At 58.4% G+C, this 23,917-nt stretch carries 21 protein-coding genes and 2 pseudogenes; 3 read left to right on the forward strand and 20 right to left on the reverse strand.

Annotated elements, in window-relative coordinates; all coding sequences use genetic code 11:
- Window positions 1-144: 144 nt before the first annotated feature.
- From EPK99_RS22635 to EPK99_RS22685, 11 genes are all read right to left on the reverse strand, one after another.
- A complete protein-coding gene (locus tag EPK99_RS22635) occupies window positions 145-1,032 on the reverse strand; it encodes a ribokinase (protein WP_128445374.1) in 888 nt (295 codons plus the stop codon).
- Complete coding sequence (locus tag EPK99_RS22640; protein ID WP_128445375.1) at window positions 1,029-1,904, reverse strand: MurR/RpiR family transcriptional regulator; 876 nt, start codon at window positions 1,902-1,904, stop codon at window positions 1,029-1,031. Before EPK99_RS22640 ends, EPK99_RS22635 begins: the two co-directional genes overlap by 4 nt.
- Window positions 1,901-2,878 carry an ABC transporter permease gene (locus EPK99_RS22645; RefSeq protein ID WP_128445376.1) on the reverse strand — a complete coding sequence of 326 codons (978 nt, stop codon included), beginning with the start codon at window positions 2,876-2,878 and terminating at the stop codon, window positions 1,901-1,903. Before EPK99_RS22645 ends, EPK99_RS22640 begins: the two co-directional genes overlap by 4 nt.
- Window positions 2,875-4,422: a sugar ABC transporter ATP-binding protein gene (locus tag EPK99_RS22650; protein ID WP_128445377.1), complete on the reverse strand. Its 1,548-nt coding sequence runs from the start codon at window positions 4,420-4,422 to the stop codon at window positions 2,875-2,877. Before EPK99_RS22650 ends, EPK99_RS22645 begins: the two co-directional genes overlap by 4 nt.
- Window positions 4,423-4,482: 60 nt before the next feature.
- Entirely contained in the window at window positions 4,483-5,547 is a 1,065-nt protein-coding gene (locus tag EPK99_RS22655; RefSeq protein WP_128445378.1) for a sugar ABC transporter substrate-binding protein, read from the reverse strand.
- A gap of 79 nt (window positions 5,548-5,626) precedes the next feature.
- A complete protein-coding gene (locus EPK99_RS22660; protein ID WP_164901874.1) occupies window positions 5,627-6,598 on the reverse strand; it encodes a sugar phosphate isomerase/epimerase family protein in 972 nt (323 codons plus the stop codon).
- A gap of 231 nt (window positions 6,599-6,829) precedes the next feature.
- Entirely contained in the window at window positions 6,830-7,750 is a 921-nt protein-coding gene (gene rbsK, locus EPK99_RS22665) for a ribokinase (protein WP_128445380.1), read from the reverse strand.
- On the reverse strand, window positions 7,747-8,670 hold the full coding sequence (locus EPK99_RS22670; RefSeq protein ID WP_128445381.1) for a carbohydrate ABC transporter permease: 924 nt from the start codon (window positions 8,668-8,670) through the stop codon (window positions 7,747-7,749). Before EPK99_RS22670 ends, rbsK begins: the two co-directional genes overlap by 4 nt.
- 10 nt (window positions 8,671-8,680) lie before the next feature.
- Window positions 8,681-9,790, reverse strand: a complete 1,110-nt coding sequence (locus EPK99_RS22675) for a carbohydrate ABC transporter permease (protein ID WP_128445382.1) — start codon at window positions 9,788-9,790, stop codon at window positions 8,681-8,683.
- A 219-nt stretch (window positions 9,791-10,009) separates the two neighbouring features.
- Window positions 10,010-11,671 (reverse strand): ABC transporter substrate-binding protein, encoded by a 1,662-nt coding sequence (locus tag EPK99_RS22680; RefSeq protein WP_128445383.1) that lies wholly within the window; start codon window positions 11,669-11,671, stop codon window positions 10,010-10,012.
- A gap of 77 nt (window positions 11,672-11,748) precedes the next feature.
- A complete protein-coding gene (locus EPK99_RS22685) occupies window positions 11,749-12,810 on the reverse strand; it encodes an ABC transporter ATP-binding protein (RefSeq protein WP_128445384.1) in 1,062 nt (353 codons plus the stop codon).
- 357 nt (window positions 12,811-13,167) lie between these two features.
- Here EPK99_RS22685 and EPK99_RS22690 point away from each other — a divergent pair, with 357 nt between their 5' ends.
- Entirely contained in the window at window positions 13,168-13,608 is a 441-nt protein-coding gene (locus EPK99_RS22690; RefSeq protein ID WP_128445385.1) for an RbsD/FucU family protein, read from the forward strand.
- A 65-nt stretch (window positions 13,609-13,673) separates the two neighbouring features.
- Here the strand turns inward: EPK99_RS22690 and EPK99_RS25515 are convergent, their stop codons facing one another.
- The gene (locus tag EPK99_RS25515) at window positions 13,674-13,976 is read right to left on the reverse strand and encodes a YchJ family metal-binding protein (protein ID WP_205909125.1); all 303 of its coding nucleotides are present in this window, start codon (window positions 13,974-13,976) and stop codon (window positions 13,674-13,676) included.
- A gap of 409 nt (window positions 13,977-14,385) precedes the next feature.
- Here EPK99_RS25515 and EPK99_RS25800 point away from each other — a divergent pair, with 409 nt between their 5' ends.
- Complete coding sequence (locus EPK99_RS25800; RefSeq protein ID WP_245582553.1) at window positions 14,386-14,484, forward strand: hypothetical protein; 99 nt, start codon at window positions 14,386-14,388, stop codon at window positions 14,482-14,484.
- 568 nt (window positions 14,485-15,052) lie between these two features.
- A pseudogene (locus tag EPK99_RS22700) lies at window positions 15,053-15,193 on the forward strand (SDR family NAD(P)-dependent oxidoreductase); the annotation flags it as partial.
- 160 nt (window positions 15,194-15,353) lie between these two features.
- Here EPK99_RS22700 and EPK99_RS22705 read toward each other — a convergent pair.
- The 8 genes and pseudogenes from EPK99_RS22705 to EPK99_RS22740 form a co-directional block, all read right to left on the reverse strand.
- Window positions 15,354-16,112, reverse strand: a complete 759-nt coding sequence (locus tag EPK99_RS22705; protein ID WP_128445386.1) for a type 1 glutamine amidotransferase domain-containing protein — start codon at window positions 16,110-16,112, stop codon at window positions 15,354-15,356.
- Window positions 16,113-16,190: 78 nt separating this feature from the next.
- A pseudogene (locus EPK99_RS22710) lies at window positions 16,191-16,763 on the reverse strand (DUF924 family protein).
- Between the two features lie 11 nt (window positions 16,764-16,774).
- Window positions 16,775-17,989: a low temperature requirement protein A gene (locus EPK99_RS22715; RefSeq protein WP_128445387.1), complete on the reverse strand. Its 1,215-nt coding sequence runs from the start codon at window positions 17,987-17,989 to the stop codon at window positions 16,775-16,777.
- A gap of 14 nt (window positions 17,990-18,003) precedes the next feature.
- Window positions 18,004-18,273: a hypothetical protein gene (locus EPK99_RS22720; protein ID WP_128445388.1), complete on the reverse strand. Its 270-nt coding sequence runs from the start codon at window positions 18,271-18,273 to the stop codon at window positions 18,004-18,006.
- A 30-nt stretch (window positions 18,274-18,303) separates the two neighbouring features.
- Complete coding sequence (locus EPK99_RS22725) at window positions 18,304-20,595, reverse strand: mechanosensitive ion channel family protein (RefSeq protein WP_128445389.1); 2,292 nt, start codon at window positions 20,593-20,595, stop codon at window positions 18,304-18,306.
- Window positions 20,596-20,767: 172 nt separating this feature from the next.
- On the reverse strand, window positions 20,768-21,595 hold the full coding sequence (locus EPK99_RS22730) for an SDR family oxidoreductase (RefSeq protein ID WP_128445390.1): 828 nt from the start codon (window positions 21,593-21,595) through the stop codon (window positions 20,768-20,770).
- Window positions 21,596-21,685: 90 nt separating this feature from the next.
- On the reverse strand, window positions 21,686-23,062 hold the full coding sequence (locus tag EPK99_RS22735) for an aldehyde dehydrogenase family protein (RefSeq protein ID WP_128445391.1): 1,377 nt from the start codon (window positions 23,060-23,062) through the stop codon (window positions 21,686-21,688).
- Window positions 23,063-23,110: 48 nt separating this feature from the next.
- A complete protein-coding gene (locus EPK99_RS22740; protein WP_128445392.1) occupies window positions 23,111-23,875 on the reverse strand; it encodes an SDR family oxidoreductase in 765 nt (254 codons plus the stop codon).
- Between the last annotated feature and the right edge of the window lie 42 nt (window positions 23,876-23,917).

A 23,917-nucleotide genomic window follows, 5' to 3' on the forward strand; every position in this document is an offset into this window, starting at 1 on the left:
CGACTAGTTGAGTTGGGACGGCTGCGGAGCGTTTCCGCAGCCATTGCGAGATCCAGTCGAACATCCCTGGTATTGGAACTCGGCTCGATTCGTCGCACACCACTATCTCTCGATCCGTGATGTGAAGCAAAGTGGCTCATATCATTAGAAGCGATCAGCCTCCGGGGTGGCCACCAACCGCGCAGCGGCGTTGTTGGCTTTGTTAAGTGCGTTCTCCATCACATCACCAGATGCGATCTCTGCTGCAAGAACCCCAATAAACTCGTCTCCTGCTCCATGGGTGCTTTCCACTTGGACTCTGACACCTTCGATCGCAAGCTCGCCTCCCCCAGCATTTGCAAACGCTACGCCTGCACCACCCGCAGTCACAACAGCTGCAGGGTAGACACTCGCAAGAATGCGCGCCGCTTCCAAAGCGCCTTCGAGTGTCTCAACGACCGAAACCCCGGCGAGCATTTCAGCTTCGATGGCGTTGACGACGAGGATATCGATGAGCGGTTGGAGATCGTTTGACAGAGCTCTGGCCGGAGCCGCGTTGATGAGAACGCGGCCGCCTGCCCGTTTTACGGCTTGTGCGGCGGCGACGTTAGCAGCATCGGGAATCTCGTTTTGGAGGACAAGAAGCGCTGTCTTGGCCAGTATTTTCTGTGCGGCGCTCACATCGGCTTCACCAAGGGTGAGATTGCTGCCGGAGACGATAACGGCACCGTAATCTCCCTCATCATCGAAGATGGCAACGCTCATGCCGGTGGATTGGGATGAGTCGCGGCGAACGAAGCTGTGATCGACGCCTCTGCGCTCCAGATTGGCAAGCAGGAAACGCCCGAAATCATCATCGGCCACGGCACCGATCATCGACGTCGCCACGCCGGTGCGTGCTGCTGAGACCGCTTGATTGCCGCCCTTGCCGCCGCTTTTGGGATGCCATGAGGTACCGGTGACCGTCTCGCCCTTGCGTGGCCGCGATGGCCCCATGACGGCGATATCATAATGCAGACTGCCGAAAACGGTGACGAGAGGCGAGGATGTCATGAAGGCTTATCTTTCCGTTTGGATTTGACCGCAGACATGGTCCGGTCAAGATTTCGTTCCGCCGATTGATAGTCGCGCTGCGCGACTGCCATGAAGACGGCGTCGAGAATATTCAATTGTGCGATGCGGGCTGCGGCATTTTCCCCCATGAGGGGCGAACCCTGTGCCGTGGAACAGAGAACTACATCGGCGGCTTGTGCCAAGGCAGATGAGTTGTAGTTGGTCACAGCAATCGTCTGTGCGCCATTACGTTTGGCCAGTTGAAGCCCCTCGATGATGGCCGTCGTGTTGCCAGAATGGGAAAAGCCGATAGCGATATCGCCTTCGGACAACAGGGCTGCCGACATCAGCATCATATGTACATCGTCAAAGACGCTGGCGCGCACGCCGATGCGAAGGAACTTATGCGATACATCCCGAGCGATTTGAGCGGAGCCACCCACACCGTAGAAATCCCGATGTTTTGCGCCGTGGATCAGGTCCGCTGCCTTATCGAACGCGACCATATCGAGAATGGAGAGGGTTTCCTCCAAAGCATTGATAGATGTCCGGAAAACTTTTTGGACAATCTCCGTCGATGTGTCGTCCACCGACAGTTCCTGATGCATGTCCGCTGTGGGCTGGCGGTTATATTGGTTGACGGCGGTGCGGAAATCTCTGTAACCGGCAAAGCCGAGCTTCTTGGTGATCTTCACCACCATCGCTTCGGAAACACCCGCATCATCCGCAATCTGTTTCAGCGATGTCTCATCGCTGAAATCACGCATGGCGAACACGGTATCGACAACCTTCGCTTCGAGTGGCGTCAGCAGGGGCATCATCATGCGGATGCGTGGTCCGACGGCCTTTGTGTCGAAGCTTTCGGAATTCATTCTCTTCCCCTTGTCGCGCGATCAATCATCATTGCGACGAGGATTATAAGACCGGTGGCGAGCAGTTGATAGAAGGCCTGAACATTCATCAACGTCAAACCATTGCGCATTGCGCCCAGAATGATGGCACCCAGAATGGTACCGAGAATGCTACCCTTGCCGCCCATCAAGGACGCACCGCCGATGGCTGCTGCTGCGATGGCATCAAGCTCCCAGAGATTACCCAGGATCGGTTCGGCAGCACCAAGGCGACCAATGAGGATGAGCGAGGCGAGAGCAGCGAGACCACCGGAAATGACATAGGCCGTGATCTTGGTGCGGGCGATCGGAACGCCTGCGACATAAGCGGCTTCTTCATTGCCACCGACAGCCATCAGATATTCGCCAATCGGCGTCTTCTTGAGCAGGATCCATGCAGCAATAGCAACGACAGCGACGATCAAAACAGGCGTTGGGATGCCGAAAAGATTACCGTTGAATAGTGAGCGGAAGCCGGGAGGAATACCAAGAACGGGATTGCCTCCCGTGTAGATCAGAGCGATGGCGCGATAGGTGCTGAGCGTGCCGAGTGTCACGATAAAGGGTTGAAGACCAACATAGGCGACCAGACCGCCATTGATGAGGCCGCAGAGAACGCCAACGCCAAGACCCGCGAGGATGGCGAGCGGAATGGGCGTGCCAGCGACAAGCAGGCTGGCTGTGACAACCGCAGAGATGGCAGCCGTCGGGCCGACCGACAGATCGATACCGCCGGAGATGATGACCAGCGTCATGCCGAGCGCCAAGCAGGCATTGATGCTGGACTGCTGCAGGATGTTGACGAGGTTTCGCTCGGAAATGAAGCCCGGAACCAGTGCGGCAAACACTGCCATGATGACGATAAGGCCGATCAGGGTTCCCGCGTCGCGCAGCGAAAACGAGAAGCGGCGGAAGGTCGGGGCGGAGGTGGCGGGTGCATTGGAAGTGCTGGTCATGGATTGTCCTGTAAGTTCACGCGGGGTCGCGCAATGCGCGCGTCGTCCGCATCGGCATTCGCCCCTGGAATGGCATGCGCGACAATCGCGCTTTCGCTCAGTTGGTCACGTTCAATAGTCGCGGCAATCCGCCCTTCACGTATGACCAGCACACGGTCCGAAAGGCGAATGACTTCCGGCAGTTCGGAAGAAACAACAATGATGGAATGGCCCTCACGGGCAAGGTCTTCGATCAGGTGATAGATTTCCGACTTTGCCCCGACATCAATGCCGCGAGTGGGCTCATCGAACAGCAGAATTTGCGACTTGGCTGCCAGCCAGCGTGCGATGATCGCCTTTTGCTGGTTGCCGCCGCTGAACAGGCGGATCGGGCGATCCAGCTGGAAGGGCCGCAGATTGACGCGTGTCAACAAATCCTGCGCGGTGGCGCGTAGTTTGAAGTTGTTGATCATGCCACCGGACGAGAAGCTGCCGAGCGACGCCAACGCCATGTTGATGGCAACGGGGCGCAGGGGGATGATGCCCTCACGCTTGCGCTCTTCCGGCACTAGCCCAATACCGGCGGCAATCGCATCGCGTGGATTGGAGAAGCTCTGCTCTTTGCCATCAATGCTGATAGATCCAGCACTCAGCCGATCGACACCCGCCAACAGTCGCAACAGTTCTGTGCGACCAGAGCCGACAAGCCCGGCAATACCAAGAACTTCGCCCTTGTGCAATGTGAAGGACACATCGCGAATTCTGGTGGTCGAGGACAGTTTTTTTGCTTCAAGCTTGACGGTATCGGTGACGAAGGAATTATGCTCTTCCTGCATCAATTCGCGACCGACCATCTTGGCGATCACATCGGTTTCCGAAACCCTGGCAAGGTCGACAATGTCCACCAACTTACCGTCGCGCATGATGCTGGAGCGTTGGCAGATGCGGAAAACCTCATCCATCTTGTGCGACACATAGATGATAGAAACCCCACTTTGGGACAGGCTGGCGATGACTTCGGCGAGACGATCGAATTCGCTCGGCGTCAGGCTCGATGTCGGCTCGTCCATGGCGATGACCTTCGCCTTGTCGAGAAGCGCGCGACCGATTTCTACGATTTGGCGCTGCGCGACTTTCAGGGACGAGATGGGAGCAGACGGGTCGATGGTCTTGTCAATCATGGACAGCGCTTCGGCAGCGCGGGCTTCCTGCTCGCGACGGGAGACAAACATGCCGCCCATATGCGTCAGCGAGTGTCCCAAGAACATGTTCTGGGCGACGCTCAAGTGCGGCACCTGCTGAAGTTCCTGATGGATCATCGCGATACCGGCGGCACGCGCATCCATCGGCTTTCTGAAAGCGACGGCCTCCCCGTCCACGAAGACGGTGCCCGATGTGGGGCGATAAACCCCGGACAAGATCCGCAGAAGCGTAGATTTGCCGGCACCATTTTCGCCGAGAAGTCCATGGATTTCGCCGGGAGCCACGTCAAACGAAACGTCCGTCAGCGCATTAACGCCGGGAAAGCTCTTGGAAATCGACTCGAATCTCAGTCGTGGCGTCATCGTTCCACCTCTTGGCTGAGGGAGATGCCGAGGATAAGTCGGCATCTCCCTGAGCATTGATTACTTTGAAGTCTTGGCATCTTCCATCAGCACGGCGCGTACATCGACGCCCTCGCCCTGATAGCGGCTGAGATTATCGGCTGTGATCAGCGCCTGCGGGGTTGCAACCACGCGCGGCAACCTCTGACCTGCGACCAGGCGAAGTGCCGTTTCAAGCGCCACTTCACCGGTCAGAACCGGGAAGCTGTCGACCGTGCCGGTCAGTTCACCAGCCTTGATCGACGCGTAGGCATCGGAAATGCCATCCGTGCCGAACACTGCGACCTTGCCTGCAAGACCAGCTGCCTTGACCGCTTCGACGATACCCAGCGCCATGCCGTCATTGTTGGCGTAAAAGCCAATCAGATCAGGATGCTGGTTGAGGATGTTGGTGGCCGCATCATAAGAGGTCTGCCGATCCCAGTTGCCGGGAACGCTGGCAACGACCTGGAACTTGTCGTTCTGGGTGATGGTGGATTTGAAACCATCCGTGCGCTGAACCGCTGCGTAAACGCCGGCCTGTCCTTCGACAATGGCAACCTTGCCGCCCTGGGGACGGTTTTCGATAAACCACTTGGCAACGCGCACACCATTATCGCGTTGAACGTTACCGACATAATGCTTGGCCTGCGGAATGACGGCATCATTGACGTTGACGACAGGAACATTGGCGGCCTTGGCCTGCTCGATAACCGGCTGAAGATTGGCATCCGTCTGTGGCGAGACGAGCAGAACATTATAGCCCTGCGTGATCATGCCTTCGGCAATCGTCAGCTGACCGAGCTGATCGCCTTCGCTCTGAGCCGCCTGGTAAGCCACGGGAACGCCGACCTTCTTGCCGAAAGCCTCATATCCCAGGCCAAGGGAGCGCCAGTATTCATTGGTCAGTGTCTTGGAAACCGCGCCTGCCTTCGTACTCTCAGGCAATTTCGGGAACGGCCCAAGCTTTGCTTCAAGCTGCGACCAGTCCATGCGGTCCTTTTCAGTGTCGGAATTAAGCGGCGCAAGTTCCTGCGCAAACGCCGCGCTGAACAGGAAGCTGGCGGCAAGCCCGGCAGCAAGTGTCGTCTTCAACAAGGTCTTCATCGGTTTCCTCCCGGATGGTATGTGTCAGCACGCCTTCAGCGCGCGTTGTGACGAGGTTTTTGGACTTTTCTCGCGCAGATCAGCCGAGCATCAGCTCCTGAATGACGGCCTGCGCGGAAACGGCATCCTGACGTTCAACGGCACCGGACAAGCGATTGTCCTGCTCGATACGATCCACCACCTTCAGCATCCGCTTGACGGTCTGAATGTTGACTTCGCATTCGTGAACCGGGTCGAGACCCGTCATGTCAGGGAATGTGTCGAAATAGATCGCGCCATCATACCCATCCTTACGGATCTGGCGCAGAAGTTCGATCGTCTGCTGCGTGTGAACAGCGCCAACCATCAGGCCGTCATCGCGCTTGGCGTAACCGTCATTGAGGTGGACGCCGAGAACGCGGCTGTAACGGGCAATCAGGGCAGCGGCGAAAGCGGGCTGCTCGTCGGCGTAGAGCACATGGGCGAAATCCAGCGTCACGCCAAGGTTGGGCATATCCACATCCTTGATTGCCAGAAGCGTGGTCGCGCAATCGGGCATCAGGCTGTATGAACGCGGCTCGTTCGGCTTGTATTCGATGCTGACGAGGCACTCCGGATCATGCGCGCAAACTTCACGAATTCCGTCAATCTCGTGTTGCCACAGCGTGTGGTAATCGGCCTGGAAAGCGTAGTCGAAACCATCCTGGCCCAACCACAGCGTCATCAGGTTGCTGCCAGCGGCGCGCGCGGCGTCAATGCCCTTCTTCGTGAGATCAATCGCCTCGCGTCGCACAGCCGCATCAGGGTTGGTGAACGCACCGATCTTGAAAGCCGGATTTGTATAATAGCGCATGGCAAAACCATTGATCGCAAGGCCGAGATCGCCAATCTGGCGCGCAAGAAGTGCCGGATCATCAGCCACATGGTCTGGATAATTGAGGTCGAGATCCGTCAAACCTTCAACCTTTGCTGCACGCTTTGCCATTTGCAGCATGGTCGGCTTGCCGGAAAGATCAGGCCACTCGGCAGCAGGCTTCGAGGCGAAGGAATTCAGTCGGGTGGCGAATTTCAATTGGGTCACTGGTCTTACTCACTTCGATCGCTGTTGAGACAACTTCACAAATTAAAACTATTTTGTAAAGCTATATGTGTTGTGCACCGCATCAATTCGTTCTGGCGATGCCGTTTTTCGACGTTTATTCCGCGTCCAGAAGTCGCGCAAAAATCAGCCGCCGGAATTCCGGCAGCAATCATGGTTCAGGCGTGACAAAGGCTACGAATTGTGCAGCCAAATCCGGTGGCGTCAGCGAGCCATCACCGCCTCGATTTCAACAAGCATCGGCATTGCAGGGGTCGTGCCACGCCGCGTCACGGCAATACCGGCCGTCGCACAACCGAATCGTACGGCCTGAAGCGGCCCTGCACCACGTGAAAGCGCTGCCGCAAAACCGCCTACGAAAGCATCGCCGGCACCAGTAGTATCGATGACCGGACCGCAGGAGACGGCAGGCACATGCACGGATTGCCCCGGCGCATGAAACAACACACCCCGCCCTCCAAGCGTGATGATGGCCACGCCGACACCGCGAGACAAGAGAACATCGCCAGCACGTTCGGCATCATCAAGCGTATCGATTGCAAAACCGACAAGCGTTGCGGCCTCCGTCTCGTTGGGAATGATGAAGTCACACAGGCCGTAGATGTCCGCCGGGAAGGATTCTGCCGGTGCGGGATTGAAAATCGTCGTCACCCTGGCATTGCGCGCGATTTCCAGCGCGTGGCGTGCAGCCTCGGCCGGCTGTTCCAGCTGGGTCACGAAGACGGCGGACTGGCCAATCGTGTCGCGTGCCGCTTCGACGTCGCTTATGTCAATAGTACCTGCCGCCCCTGCGTAAACGATGATCGCATTCTCGCCGGTGCTGTCATTGACGTAGATGAAGGCGGCACCCGTCGGCTGGTCGTCCATGATTGTCAACTTGGCGTTCACGCCGGCTTGTTCATAAGTCTTCAGCGCCAGATCGCCAAAAGTATCGCGACCGATCTTCGAAATGAAAGAAACCTCGGCGCCAGCCCGCGCCGCAGCGATGGTCTGATTGGAACCCTTCCCGCCCGGTCCAACCGAGAAGCCGCTCCCGGTGATGGTCTCCCCGAGAGCAGGCATGCGGGGAGCAAGATAGGCGGTATCGGCAACAAAAATACCAAGGATGGAAACGCCCGACGTCATTTTACTGCGCCTTCGGTGAGGCCCTTCACAATGTAACGCTCCAAGAATATGCCGACGAGAACGAGAGGCATGATGGCTGCTGTCGCAATAGCCGCCATCGACCACCAGTTGATGCCCTGTGAGCCCGTTTGGCTCGCGACCATGACCGGCAGCGTCTTGGCATTCGAACTCGTCAGAAGGGCTGCGAAGAAGTACTCGTTCCAGCAGAGAATGACCGAGAGGATAAAGGCCGCGACCATGCCGGGCAGCGCGATGGGCAGAACGATGCGCAGGAACGCACCCCAGATCGAGCATCCATCGACCAGTGCTGCTTGCTCCAACTCTACAGGGATCGTGTCAAACTGATCGCGCATGATCCAAATGACGATAGGCAACACCATCAGCGTATAGACGAGGATAAGGCCGACCAGTGTGTCGAGCAGCATGACATGCTTGTAGAGAACCAGAAACGGCATCGCCAACACGACGGGCGGCAGGATGAGCTGCGATAGGAAGAAAAAGGAAATGTCCTTGTTCTTCATCCAGAGAAATTTATAGGAAAACCGGCTGAGACCATAGGCGGCCAGCGAACCAATCAAGACGGCAAGGAACGAGGCGCCCGACGAAGCAACGATGCTGTTGAGAAAGCGGCGGATGAACTCATCACGGACCGTCGATTGTGCAAAGATTGTATCGGGAGAGAGACCCAGTGAGCGCCAGCCTTTCCAATCCGGCGTGAAGTCAACGAAGGGAATAAGGTGTCCCTGTGTGACATTGACCGCCGTCTTGAAGGATGTGGTGATGGTCCAGTAAATCGGAAACAGTGAGACGAAGGCCCAGAACACCAGAGCCGCATAAATCAGCAGGCTGCTGGTCAGAAACTGCGGACGGCGGGACCAGAGACTTGACCGTGTCGTGGGTGTTTCAACATGTGTTGCCATCGGTTTAGCCTCAATTGTCGCGTTGCATCCACCGGCTCGCCCCTTTGAGGATGAGCGCGACGAAAATGATGATGATGACGAGATAGAATTCCGCAAGCATGGTGCCGTAGCCGACATTGGAGCGGTCGCGATATTCGCGGAAGATGAAACTGGAGACGGTATCGGTTGCCCCGCCCGGCCCCCCGGCCGTGACGTTGATGACGATATCGGCCAGCTTCAGCTGAAAGATGACGCGCAGAATGATGACGGTGATGCTGACCGGCAGCATGAGTGGAAAGGTGATTTCCTTGAAACTCTGCCATCCCGAGGCACCATCAACCTTCGCTGCCTCCTTGATTTCGGAAGGCAAGGCCTGAAGGCCTGCGAGCAGCAGGATCATCATGAAGGGAATGGAGACCCAGGCATCCATAGCAATGATCGAAGACCGTGCCAGCCATGGTGTGGAAAAGAACGCAGGATTATCCCAGCCCAGATGACGCGCAAGCGTCGCTGCCGGCCCGAAACGATATTCCATCAGCGATTTGCCGATCATCCAGCTGACGGCAACGGGGCTGAGCATCAGAGGCAGCAGGAAAGCAACACGGAAGAACTTGCGCGCCTTGATCTCGGCGTTCAGCAGCAAAGCCAGCCCGAAGGCGATGGCATATTGCACCAGCACCGACAGAACATAATAGACCATGTTCAGCAGCGCATTCCAGAAATAGCGATCCGCAAACAGCGTGCGGAGGTTATCGAGACCGTTGAAACGACGGCCTGCCACCGCACTCAGGTTCCAGTCGGTAAACGCGATATAGAGACCGAAGACGGTAGGAAAGACGACCATGGCAACGGTAAAGAGAACGGCAGGCAACACGAAGGCTGCACGCTGACCCGCTTCCCCTCGGATCATCACCTGCGCTGCGCAAAGCGCACCCGCCCAGATGATGTAGCCAGAAAGCAGAGGCCGCCAGCTGACGAAACCAAAGGATGTGACACCCGCCACATCAGTTATCTGCGCAAGAAGGACGCCAAAAAGCAGCACTGTGGCGGCCACCAGCAGCAGCTTCCCGCGCCGTGCGGAGCCTGGCGGAACGATCATCCGTTCCACGGGACCGAGGGATTGCGGGATCGTATGCAACATGGGCGGACCCTTGATCTGATGCGGATATCGGATGGCTTATATTACTTCGCAACCCGGTCGATTTCAGGAATGCAGCGCAAGCATAAGGCGCGCGACTAGTGCGGACGGCCCCGTCTCTCACCTTTGACTGGGTGAGTGGCCGCTCACCATTCAATAAGCCGGTGCCTGGTCTTTCCGGCCGATCAGGCGGCACCCTAGCGCCGCCTGATCTTTTCAAAGTCAAGCCCCGAGCGAAGCCTTGTAGAGTGCGATCTGCTTGTCGCGGCCAAGTTGGTCCGTGATCTTCTCCCAAGCAGCTGCGATGGCATCTGCCCCAGCCTGAGCCGTTGCCTGACCGGCAAAAATCTTTGCCAGTTCGTCTTCGGCTACGCTGTAGTACTGGAAGATGCCGGGGATGCGTGGCTCGATCGCGGCATTTGGGTGGTTATAGGAGTTCAACTGCGACGCAAGGTAGCTCGAGATGAACGCCTCGTCGTAACCGGCCGACACCCATTCCTTGATGTCGAACTGGCTCTTGCGGTAGCACTGGAACCCGGAGGGGTAAGCGGCAGTCCACAATGCCAGATCCTTGCCGCCGAGGTGAGCGGCTGCGCTCCAGGCCGCCTTCTTCCTTTTTTCGTCGCTATCCACTCGCGCCATCACATAGACGCCCCAGCCAAGATAGGCCATGTTCGGTGCATGGTTCGGGCCGCTAGCGAGCTTGTCCCACTGTCCGGTCTTCGAGTTGTAAACGTCATCCGAGCCCGGAAGAATATCAAAACCGATTGTGTCACCGACGACCGAGCTGTCACTCGTGCGCGCGCTGGCACCCACATCACCCCACCACGACACCATGGAGCCGGTTCCCGCTAGGAACTGCTGGAAGGCTGTCGTGCCGGGATCGGCGTTTAGCTGATCGCCCGCTTCCGACGGCAAGGCATCGATAACGTCCTGAATTGCGCGGACCCAGGCAGGGTTGTTGATGCGCGGTTTCATCGTGTCGACGTCGAAGAGCCACGCTTTGTCATCCGGATGCTTGGCATAGGCCGTCGCACGACTGCCGAGGAAGTAGAACCCGAAACCACCCCAGGCCTTCGGCGCATCGAGGTAGCCGACCGCTTCCATGCCGCCGATCGACTTGCCCTTCAGAAACTTGGTGACCTCCTGAACCTTCTGCCAGGTCTTCGGCACGCCCCACTCGCCTTCGTGGCCCTCGTCCTTCCAGGCTTTGGCGAGGTCCGCGTCGGCGAAGTAATCAGTGCGATAGTTGAAGTTGTGGCAATCGCCGTCGACGGAGATGCGGTAGGTCTTGCCGTCCCAGGTGCCGACTGGCGCCTTGAGGTAGTCGACATAGTCGTCCATGTCGATCTGGGCCTTGACCCAGTCCGGCACTTCCGAAGCAAGCCCCTTGCCGCAGACATCTCCCTCAAACGGCGCGCCCATTTCCAGAATGTCGAAATCGACCGTGCCGGTGGCAATGGCCTGTTGTAGACGTGGATTGTAGTCCGCCTGCGCAAGATCGATCCAGGTGATCTTCGCGCCGGTATATTCTTCCCACGGCTTCAGAAAGCCACGAAACAGGACATTGTGAAGGTTCTGGTTATTGAGGCCCATGAAGGACAGTTCGACACCGGCAAACTCACCCTGCTTGACATTCTTCTTCGTCGCCTCCAGGCACATCTCGCCAACCTTCTGCCAGTCGGCATCGGTAGGAGAGCCCTTGCCGACGCCAGGCACCTGCAATATCTGGCTGCGCAAGGATGCATCCTGCGCGTAAACTGCTCCAAACGGACCAAGAACGCTGCCTGCGGCGGCGACGGCTCCGAGGCTTGCGCCGGTCTTCAAGATGGCGCGCCGGCTCAAGCCAATCGCCATCATTCTCTCGAAATCATTCACTTTCATTTGGGTCTCCTCCCGTTGATAAACCGCCACGTTTCGTGGCTGCCAGCGCTTCCTCCGCGAAGAACCGGCGAAAACTCTCAGTCGAGCCTCAACCCGGTTCCTCCATCGAACAGATGGACGAGGCTCGCGTTCGGCGTCATGGCGATTGCCTGGCCCGAAGGTTCCTCGACCCTGTCGCGAAACACGCCGATAATCTTCTGCTGCCCGAGCTTTGCGAAAACCTGCGTTTCGGACCCGGTCGACTCGACCACCGTAACATGGGCGCTCACAGTCCCGCCGAGCGTGAAATGCTCCGGCCGAATACCGTAAAATGCAGGCTTACCGTCTGAACCGGCAGGCGCACGTGATAGCGGCAAGCGAATGCCGTCATCCGTCTCGAAATATGGTTCTACGTCGCTGCGAATATGACCTTTGATGAGGTTCATGGACGGAGAGCCGATGAAGCTTGCAACGAAGGTGTTGGCGGGCTTGTCATAAAGCGTCAGCGGCGAGCCGATCTGCTCCACGCGCCCGTCCCGCAAGACGACGATGCGGTCCGCCATGGTCATGGCCTCGACCTGGTCATGGGTCACATAGATCATCGTCGTCGCCAATCGACGCTGCAACTCCTTGATCTCGGCCCGCATCTGCACGCGCAGCTTTGCATCGAGGTTGGAGAGCGGCTCGTCGAACAGGAAGACTTTTGGATCGCGAACAATCGCACGGCCCATCGCCACACGCTGGCGCTGGCCACCGGAAAGCTGACGGGGGTAGCGGGCCAGATAAGGCGTCAGATCAAGAATTTCTGCGGCTTTATGGACGCGGACGTCGATATCCGACCGGTTCTCGCCGCGCATTTTCAGCGCAAAGCCCATATTCTCGGCCACCGTCTTGTGCGGATAGAGCGCGTAGCTCTGAAACACCATGGCGATATCGCGATCTTTTGGCGGCAGGTCATTGACTACTTTTCCGTCAATCCTGATGTCGCCGAACGTTATCGGCTCAAGGCCCGCAACCATGCGCAGCAGGGTCGATTTTCCGCAGCCGGACGGCCCCACAAGAACGACGAATTCGCCGTCGGGTATTTCAACGGAAACGCCATGGATCACCGTCAGGCTTCCATAGGCTTTTCCGACATTGACGATATTCATCGATGCCAAAACTTTTCTCCTCCACGATGACGCGCACTCCTCGCGTCACTTGCGCCTCCCTGTGAATAGGCGGATGCAGCCAGCCGCCGCATCCGCCATCATCGTGCTATCCTTGGGAGGACACATCCGTTCCATTAACTTCACACATACTCTTATTTTTGTAAACTAGGGTTTCAGCGACTTCTCGAAAAATTTTTCATTTAACCCGAACGGCACTGAATTATTGAAATTTTGCAGCACCAATCACCCATTTTCCACGATACATAAGGCCCGCCTTCACTTTCTACGGCATATAGCAATTGCCGACATTACGAAAATAATATAGTCCGTGAAGAATAAGAATGCGGCTTCTGGGAGGTGAAAGCAGTGCTCAAAGGGATCGACCCCATCATTAACGCCGAACTGATCCACGCGCTGATGCTGATGGGGCATGGCGATCAGTTGGTTTTATGTGACATCAACCATCCTGCTCAAACCATCGCGCGTCAAACGACATATGGTCGTCTGATCGATGTTTCCGGGTGCGGCCTGGAACGCGCTGCAGAAGCAATCTTAAAGCTGTTTCCCCTGGACACGTTCATCAGCGCGCCGGTAAAACGCATGCAGGTCGTTGGCGACCCCGAGGGCCAGGTTCCGATTTTCGCGGTCATGCAGGCGGTCATCGATCGTTCCGAGGGCCATCCCGTGTGCATAGAGGCTTTGGAACGGTTTGCGTTTTACGACGCTGCGAAAAACTCGTTTGCCATTGTCAGAACCTCTGATCCAGGACCTTATGGATGCTTCATTTTTAGTAAGGGAGTTGTATGAGGCCATCGCCAAGACTGCTTGGAAGCGAGGTGACGTTTTAACTCATGCCTGCCGTCCTTTTGCATTTAATCGTAAGATCCCAGCACCAACAATTTCAACAAGATAGCCCGGCACGTCATTTGACGAAATAACCTGAGATTAGGTCCCATCACCAGCCGGAACGGACGCATTCTTACATTTAAATGCCAAACGACATCATCGGTTTCTTGTCCATCGGTCGTTCCGCGCACCTGAAGACCAAGCCATTCCGTATCGGTCAAAGACCGCTCTATGTCGATACGTTTGAACGATTGCGAGGCATGTTCGGTGATGGTCTTCTCGATGTAATCGAGGTCTCCAAGCGCAAAAGCCGTGTAGCGCGAACGCATAAATCTTTCGACGATCTGGCAGACCAGGACTGGCTGTTCCTGTACGAGCTCAACGCCATGAGCGGCGTGCGCCTTACAAAGCACTACCTTCCCGGAATGCCCAGCCGAGGATGGGGCGTATCGTGTTCATCAGCAGCGAATCCGCGCTGTATCCGCCGTAGGAGATGATCTACTGCGGCATGACCAAGGCCGCGCAACTCGCTGTCTCGCGCGGCGCCGCTGAACTCTCTGGCGGGATTGGCGTCACCGTCAACGCCGCTCTTCCTGGCCGAACAAGATCAGAAGGTTTCGGGGACGTGCTCGAGAACATCGCACAGCAGTCGAGCCAGAGCATCGAGGATGTCGAGCGAGATTTTCTCGCCAACAACCGTCCACGTCCTTCCTCGGCAGGTTCTCGACCACAGAGGAAATCGCCAACATGGTCGTCTACATCTGCTCGCAGCAGGCGGTGGCCACGAGCGGCACGGCACTGCGTGTCGATGGAGGCGTGGTGCGGTCGATCATGTGAGGCGCAGATACGGATGGTCGACGAACCGTCGTCGATCATCCGACTACCGCCACCATCTGCGCCATCTGAATCTCGGTGCCGGAAGGCGCGCTTTTTCGCTAACCCGTGGATGGAGCGCAAAAGGTTCGCCTTAAACCAAATCGAACGGCCGGCCCAATAATTGGCGGACCCGTTTCGAGAAAGCGTCCGTGCCGGGACTGGCGGTTCGTTCATCCCCAAGACTCTGGACTTTAAAAGGTTATATCTGTCCAGACACACCGGACGTTCCCTTACCGAGCGGGCGTGAGTGTTCAACAAGGTAATCGATAAAGCACCTGACGCGCGCCGACGTATGCGTGCCGCCGACGAACACCGTGATGGTGCGCGTCCTCCAGCACTTTCGGCATGCCCCGGCGTGTAAGGTATTCGCGTTCTACGGTGATGGCCTCCCAATCCAAACAAGTAGACATCAACAGACAGGCGGCCCGCGTCCTATAAGGTGGCAAATACGTCTTTTGCGTAACCGCGCGACTGCAATAAGATCATGGCCAATCGTTTCAACGAAGGACACGATCATAAGCAATGAACTTTGGAAGCACTCATTACGGGCGCATCGACCGGCATCAGATCAATCTACGCCGACCGCCTTGCCCGCCGGGGCTATGACCTCGTCCTGGTCGCTCGTCAGAAGGACAAGCTGGATGCGCTTGTCGAGCGCCTCGCCCGCGAAGATAAGGTTGAGCATTCCGGCGATGATGAATTAGCATTGCATGTTCTACTCCTGTGTAAGATTGGGTGGATGAATGCGACCTGCTAGCAAGTTCAGGTCGGGATGGGAGGTATCGATCGGCGCTGCTCACGAAAACTTGGATCGGTATTGCCTGCCGTGATCAAAACTCGTCAAGCGCTTCGATCAGGAGTTCCGCCACGATGCCGCTGCTGTACTGCTGCTGCCCGGTGATGAGGCGTCCGTCGCGGATGGCGAACGGCTCGTTGGCATCGCGGCAGAGGAAGCTCGTGCCATCGATACCCGCGGCCTCGCTCTGGATAGTGTAGTCGTTCAGCGTCATGCCGAAGGCGCTGTTGACCTCTTCTTCCTCCTCGTCGGTGAAGCCCGTCCATTTCTTGCCGTCGGCCAACAGCTTGCCGTCGGACAGGCGGGTCCAGAGCAACAGCGAGGAGCCGTGGCAGATCAGCGTGACGATCTTGCCTTTCTCATAGAAGGACGCGATCAGCGCGTGCAGCGCAGTGTCGTCCCTGAAGGTCAGTAGCGGACCGCCGCCACCCGCGACCCAGACCGCGTCATAATCGTCCAGAGAGATAGTGCTGATGGGCAAGGTGTTTTTCAACATCGCGCCGAACTTCGCATGATTGACGAAACCGAGGCTGATGAGATCGTCGGCATAAGCGCCAGCGGGGGTGCGCGGATCGCTATGGGTGTCGAACATCACCTCGCCACCCTTCGGGGAGGCGAGATCGACCTGGTGCCCCGCTTCGGTAAACATCAGGAAGGCGCGGGTCATTTCCTCGGCGAAGAAGCCGACCGGAAAGCCCTTGAGCTCAGCCGTGTTGGAGACAATCAACAGGATGCGTCGCGGCTTGCGCTTCATGCCGATCCGGGTTTCGATTTTCAGGTCGGATGCTGGCATTCGCAGATTACTCCTTGTTGTTGTCGTAGCCTGGAGCGTCGGCACAGGCTCCTTGCGATGATGTAAAATGCGAGGGTCCTATCCCTGAAAGCCGCCTCCCTTTAGGTAGGCGTTCTCCTCCGGGGTCGTGGTCCGGCCGAGCATGTCGTTGCGATGCGGAAAGCGGCCGAAGCGGTGGATAATGTCACGATGGCCTTCGGCATGCTCCAGCCAGGGCTAACCCAATCCAGTGTTGAGGCGGACCGACATCTCCTGATCGGCCATCTCCTCCGAATGCGCGAAGGGCAGGCAGAAGAACAGCCGCAGATCCGGCTCGACACGCGCCATATGCCTTGCGTCGAGCGCCTGCCGGGCAAAGTGGCTGGCGAGCGGATCGGTGGCGAACATATGTGCGGTTCCGCGAAAAGCATTGCGCGGAAATTGATCGGTCAGGATCAGCAGCGCCAGTGCTTCATGCGGCGTCTCCGTCCAGTCATCGTGTCGGCGTTGCGCGACGGCCATGTGCAGAGCAAGGAAGCGGTCGCGGAAATTCCCATCGAACGCCGCATCCTTTTCGAACCAATGCCCGGAGGACATTCGCCAGAATGCCACGACATCGTCGGCCGTGCCTTGCCGATCTGCACCAGGCCGCCAGCCACCGAACGCTCGCATCGCCCCGGTCCTCAATGTGTCGCCTGCGGCCTGGCTGTCTTGCGGCGCTTGCGCACCAGCCGCCCTTCCCAGAAACCCGTCGCCAGCATGACGATTGTCGTGAGCCAGCCCATGGTCAGCAGATCGACAAATGGCGCGACGGGAATGAGCGCCAGAAGGGCTGCGACGCCCGCCATGTGCGAAACCGGTAGCACGCCGTACACGACCTTCTTATAGACGGCGCTGCCGAGCAGATAGATCGCGGGGCCGCCCGACAGCATCAGCGCATAGGCAACCTTGAGCCCGTCATGAGGATGGGCAAGCACCAGATCGTTGCCGACGGCGGTCGCGATGATCCCCGCGACCAGGATGGCGTGGACGTAGTGGAAATATGCACCGATGCGACCGGGATCGTCGGAATGGGTGATGGCGTCGGTCGCATCCTTGCTCGACGTGCCGAAGTACAGCCACCACATGGCAAGCGTGCCGAGGAACGTGGCCAGCAGCGCCGAGAGGATGGGTACGTCCCAGCTTTCTGCGCGCGCCATGGTGGCGCCGGTCGCCAGCAGCGTCTCGCCGAGTGCCACGATGCAGAACAGCTGGCAACGCTCCGCGAGATGTGCGCCTTCGATGGTCCAGTCGCTCGTCTTGGAGCGGCCAAGGCCCGGTATGGGGAAACCGAACATCGGCGAGACATATTCGCAGAGGACGGCGATGGCCCAGAGCGCCATGCGTGCCTCATGCTCGACGAAGGCGCCGGCGATCCAGAAGACGGCGGCGATCGACACCCAGCCCAGCATGCGCCGGTAGTTGGCCGCAAGCGGATGATCCGGGCCAAGTTCCCAGACGATGTAGGCCGTGCGCCCGACCTGAATGGCGACATAGGCAAGTGCGAAGATCAGCCCGCGCTCGCCGAACGCGCCTGGGATCGCCGAGGCCATGAGGAGGCCAGCCAGCATGACAGCGAAGATCAGCCGTCGAATGCGTGGCGTCTCCGGATCGAACCAGTTGGTGACCCAGCAGGTATATTGCCAGCCGAGCCAGACCGCGAACCAGAGGATCAGCGTCTCGATGACGCCGGTGAGGTTCAGATTGGTCAGCAGTTCATGGCTGAATTGGGTGACCGCGAACACATAGACGAGGTCGAAGAACAGTTCCTCAAAAGTGACGCGCGCATGATGACCGTCGCGGCGCCTCAGAAGCGGATGACTGTGCGGAGCATTGCTGTTGCCGGACGTGTTGGTCATGCGTGTATCCATCCTCATGAGCGTGAAATCTGCCAGATCACCACGACCGCCAGGATCGCGGGTACAGCGAAGACGACAAGGAGGATCGGCAATTCGTCCCGCACTGAATAACCAGCATAGCTGACACCTACCCAGAGATTGGCGATCGATAAAACAAGCCAGACCGGAATGAAGAGTTTCGCTGCCATTGCAGGACCAGTGGCATCACTACCCCAGAGTTTTCCGAACAGCAGGAACACGCCGAGCTGAATGACGCCTCCTACAATAACCATCAGCATGTGCATTTCGTTTTCCTTATCCGTTGGTAGCCATCATCACGCAGGTGCATTCGCCGCCGTTGCCTCCGGTGGACGCAATGGCATCGCTACCGCTGCAGCATCTGTTGCCGTCCCTGTTCCGGAACGGACGGTGACAGCATTGGAAGCAAGCGAGAGCCCTGCGGCCTTGAAGGCGGAAAGCAGCCGCTTCAGACCCTCACGTTTCAATATACTCGGATTGCCGGGGCGGGCCGTGAACTTGAAACGAACGACCATCGATGATTCCGTGACAGTCTGAATCCCCTGCATTTTGAGGGGTACCAGGAACTCGCCCCCAAACTCCGGATCTTCCAGCATGGACAGCCCGACCTTCTTGGCGGTCTTGCGGATCAGCTCGGCATCCGCGTCCCGCTCGAAGCGCAGTTCGAATTTGATCGTGCCCCAGTCACGGCTGTGATTCGTCACCGAGCTAATCTGACCAAAGGGGATCGTATGGACAGGACCGTTGTGGTGGCGCAATCGAATGGACCGAAGCGAGATGTGCTCCACGGTGCCCATCAGCCCGCCGGTGTCGATGTATTCGCCAATCCGAAACGCATCGTCGGCAATGAAGAAAATGCCAGAGACCACATCCTTGACCAACGTTTGGGAGCCGAACGACAGCGCCAGGCCGAGAACACCGAAACCGGCAAGCAGCGGAGCGACATTGATACCGGTGGATGACAGCACCAGCAGAGCAGCTATTGCGAGAACCGCGCCAAGAGTCAGATTGCGGATAACGGGCATGACCGTGGACATGCGGCTGGCCGGCTGCTTATGCGCTTCATCATCTTCCTGTCCCGGAAGGGCAACGGCAGCCGTCGGTGCGATCGTATCGAAATACCGCCACAGGCCGCTGCATAGCGTCCAGCTTGCAACGACTGCGAGGCCGAGGCGTTCAAGCCAGACGAACCAGCCGGTCACAACAGCCGTTTCGCCAGACATAAGCGGTTGCCAGAGAGCGACGATCAGATGCAACCCGATGAGCCAGACAGCACCGGAAACAGCGGTGCGAAGTCCCCACAGGAGGGTGGAATGTAGTCCGGCATCACGGTTACGAGCAAAATGTCCGAGAAGCGACCATGAACCCAGTGCGATGATCGGAACCGCAATCAGAACGATCTGGGTTGTTCCCGCCGCAAAGCTCCACGCGGCGCTGTTGGGTGTTCCGGCGACCAGAAAGCCCGCGAGCCAGATCGCCAGCGCCGAAATCGCATAGAAATCCGGCAGGATATATCCGGCCATCCGCCGGACAGTACCTGCATTGGTTCCGATAAACGCATCTCTGATATCGCGCCGCCCGGCTATGAACCACCAGAGTTTCAGCAAGGTCAGAACGGTCGTCCCGATCAGAAACCAGCCTTCGATAGCACCCTTGTCCAGGGCGCGCGCATCTGCGAACCTGACGGTTTCACCAACGAGCGAGCCGATGGCGCCGTAGGCAATCAACATGCCAAGATGCCACTGCGGCCGCGCAATTCTGATGAGCGGCTCGCCATCCGGAAGTGGTGCAAGAAAAATTCTTCCAAACGCGGCGTACAGCGCCATCACGGTGGCGATCGTCACCAGACCCGTCGCGATCTGAAAGGACAATGTCCCCCCTTCCAGCAAAAGGCGGAGACCAACATTGGAAACTAAGACCAGTATCCCCACGGACACCAGATCCAATGCTAAACTGCTGATGGCGACCTTCATTCGTCCGGGAAGCGCCAGCCGGTCATCGCGCGGATGGAATTTTCCCGGAAAGATGCGCCGGAACAAAAAGGAAATGAGTACGCCTGCCGCTATGGCGAGGACAGCAACGCCCAGAACGGTAAAACCACCTTGTCCTTCGCCGGTGAGCGCTCTTTCGGTATCGGCGAAAACACCAGCGATCGCTGACAACCCGTTGAGAGCCAGCTTCGCTCCCCGGACAAAAGCTCTCGAAACCCCGCCCAGCGGCCCGGACTCCGGTTCCATATCGGCCGTCGAAGTGAGCGCCGGAGCCTCTGAAACTTGGGCTTCCTTTGCATCTTGCCATTTGACAGCGACCGGTCGCCCGGTCTGCGAGGCAGCGCCAAGCAAACGACCGATCTCCGCATCGCTCTGGCCCGGCCGGAGAATAACCGTGATTGGCTGTTCCTGCGCAGGTGCGCCTGACGCCGCAAGCAGCAGTATGATGGTACCGAGAAGGGCTGCAAGGACAGGCTTCCAGTCTGCTTTTCGCACTACCAATGCCATCAACCGTTGTTTTTTACCCGAGGCGTTATTGCCGATTACGGGAGGGAGGGTTCGCTTACTGATCACAGATACCTGCCCACGTTGCGGCACTGTCTTTGCCCGAGCACACCTTGAGGTCGAGGTGCTTGCTTTGGAGGATTGTGGAGCTGTCGGTCATGGGTGTTCCCGTGTGTCAGGAGTAGGCGAATTGCCCGTGGGGTGGGAGAAACAATGGGCGTCATGGAGAAGACGGCCATCGGCATGTACAATCCGCTTATCTTTCTCAGCTGGCTGTCGCAGCAAGGCCGCCATTGGCGTAGACAGTTTGGGCGGTGATCCACTTTGCCTCGTCGGAAACGAGAAATCTGACCAGCGGCACGATGTCGGTCGGCTCGCCGATGTCGCCGTTAATCGACATGCTCTTCAGCCATTCGAGGTTCTGGTCGGTCTCGGCCGGATAGAAGAAGCTGGTCTTGAGCGGCCCGGGAGCGACGCAATTGACCGTGATGCCGCGTCCACCAATCTCTTTCGCGAGACTCTTCGTGAAATGCTCGACCGGGCTCTTGGAGCCGGCATAGCCGCCATAGGTCGGTGCCGTCACCGCGACGATGGTGGTGATCAGGTTGAGGATGCGGCCGTGATCGGCCATCCGCGTCGATGCTTCCTTCATCAGGAAGAACGGCACCTTGGCATTGATCGCGAACAGGCGATCGAACTCGTCCTCGGTGAACTCGGCCATCGGCTTGCGCACGATCATGCCTGCCGTATTGATCAGGATGTTCCACGCGCCGAACCGTTCCAGCGCGGCGTCGACCAGCCGCGTCGCCTCGGCCGGTCGCGTCAAGTCGCCCTGGCGCGCGAAAGCAGTGCCGCCATGCGCCTCGATGGCGGCCACGGTCGCCTCGGCCTCTGCCCGCTTCGACGCACTGTTGTAGTGGACCACCACCTTGGCTCCATCGGCACCGAGCTGTTCGGCGAACATACGCCCGAGATTGGCCGAGGCGCCGGTTACGATCGCGACCTTGCCGTCCTGGCGTTGCCCGGCACCATCGAGCGGTTTGAAGTGTAGGTCAGAACCGGCGGTTTGCCCATTCGTGGCAGGACTGTCCATTGTACTTCTCCTTTTGAAGACACGATCGGTTGTCGGTATCTTTCGTTGGCGTGCGGCGCACGCGCGCCGCCGTGTCAGTCGCCGGGTGCTCTACGAGAACACACTGAGATTCTTCGCGATGTCCTTGCCTGCATAGGGCGGGAAGACATCGAGCTCGATATCGGGATTGCCGATTAGCATGGCCTTGGTGTTGCTGAGCGCGTCGAACCCGGCCTTGCCGTAATATTTGCCCATACCGCTGTTGCCGACGCCGCCGAACGGCAGGCTGTCGATCCAGCAATGCAGGTTGGTCTGATTGATGCAGCCGCCGCCGAAGGAGAGCGAGCCGAGCACGAAATCGATTGTTGACTGGTCCTTGCTGAAGATGTAGGCGGCAAGCGGCTTAGGCTTGCGCTTCATGACGCCCACGATGTCCTTGAGATCGCGATAGGGCATGACCGGCAACACCGGGCCGAACACCTCCTGCTGTAGCGCCGGGTCGTCCCAGGTCGACGGATAGAGAATTGTCGGCTCGACATAGCGCGCCTTGACGTCGAAGCGCCCGCCATGGACGACCTTCTCGGGCTGGATGTAGGAGGCGACGCGCTCGGCATCGTGTTCACTGATCATGCGGGCAAAATCCGGGCTCTGGCTCGGATCCTCACCATACATCTTGACGATCGACGCCTTGAGTTTGGCGATGAAGGCGTCAGCAACGCTCTCATGGACATAGACATAGCCCGGCGCGATGCACCATTGCCCGGAGATGGCGTTATGGCCCCAGGCGATGCGGTCGGCAGCGATGTCGAGAGTTGCGGTGGCGTCGACGATGGTCGGGTTCTGTCCGCCGAGTTCAAGGATGACCGGCGTCAAGCTCTCGGCCGCGGCGCGCATCACCACCTTGCCGACGGCGGACGAGCCGGTGAAGAAGATGAAGTCGAAGGGCAGCTCGAGAAGCGAGGAGATTTCGGCGCGTCCGCCGGTGACGACCGTCACGTTCTCCGGCGCGAAATATTGTGAGACCAATCTGGCAAACAACGCCGCCGTCGCCGGTGTCGTATTGGCGGGCTTGAGGATCACCGGATTGCCGGCAGCGAGCGCGGCGATGGCGGGATCAAGCAGCAGCAGGATCGGCGCGTTGAATGGGCCGATCACCAGCGTCACGCCATAGGGCTCCTTGTAGATGACGCCCCGGTTGCCGGTCGCCTCCAACCCGGCAGGGATAGGCGTCGGCTGCGGAGCCATCAATTCGCGCAGGTTCTCGCGATAATATTTGATCACCCCACTTGGTACAGTGATCTCGAACAGCTGTTCGAAGGGAGGCTTGCCGAAATCCTCATAGAGCGCGGCGCACCAGGCGTCCTTGTTGTCGGTGAGCATCCGCTCCATCCGGTCGAGCTGATCGATGCGCCATGCATAGGTCTTGGTCGCGTCGGTCAAGAAATTCGCCCGCTGGGCATCCAGGATGGGTTGGAACGGATTAGGCATCTCGCTCTCTCTCTTGGTCTGGTGGCTGTTGCGCGGCCATTCACGCTATTAATGGCCACTCACTTTGGCGACAAAGTCGTTGAGCTGGACAAGCGTCTGATCGAAGCGGCCTTCCGCCTCAGCGAAGCGCAGGAAACCGACCTGCTTGACAAGGATCTCCTTCGGCGTCGGCTGATCTCGGAAGAGATCAATCACTTCGTCCGCGAAGGCTTCGAGCGGCAGGTAGCCCTCGCGGTTCTCCTGTCCCGGCGTAAGGCCGGTCTGCACCGCCGGTGGCGCCAGTTCGATCACCTCGACCCTACCCATCAGCGCCTCGCGCATCGCGATCGTGTACGAATGTATCGCGGCCTTCGTGGCGTTATAGGTCGGCGTCGTCGTCAGCGGCACGAAGGCCAGACCCGACGTGACATTGACGATCGCCGCATCCGGCTGGGCGACGAGATGGTCGATCAGCGCGTCGATCATGCGGATCGGACCGAGCAGGTTTGTGGTGATTGTTTCTTCCGCATCGGACAAGTCCCGTGCGCGGTCGAGTTTCTCGAAACGCATGATGCCGGCATTGTTAATCAGCACATTAAGCGCGGGAAAGTCCGACAGCACGCGCTTGGCGAAGTCGGTGATGCCGCCCTGGCTGTCCACGTCGACGGCCAGCGCGTGCATATTGGCGCGACCGGCGATCGACCGTTCCAACGCGTCCTGACGACGCCCAGCGATGACGACGGTGTTGCCGAGATCGTGAAAGCGGTGCGCCAGCGCCTCGCCGATGCCGGAACCGCCCCCGGTAATGAGAATGGTGTTGCCTGTGCTCTTCAACGGAAGGCTCCTTTTATTGATACTGCGTGGACGTGGCTCCCG

The sequence above is a fragment of the Neorhizobium lilium genome (assembly GCF_004053875.1).
GTDB lineage: Bacteria > Pseudomonadota > Alphaproteobacteria > Rhizobiales > Rhizobiaceae > Neorhizobium > Neorhizobium lilii.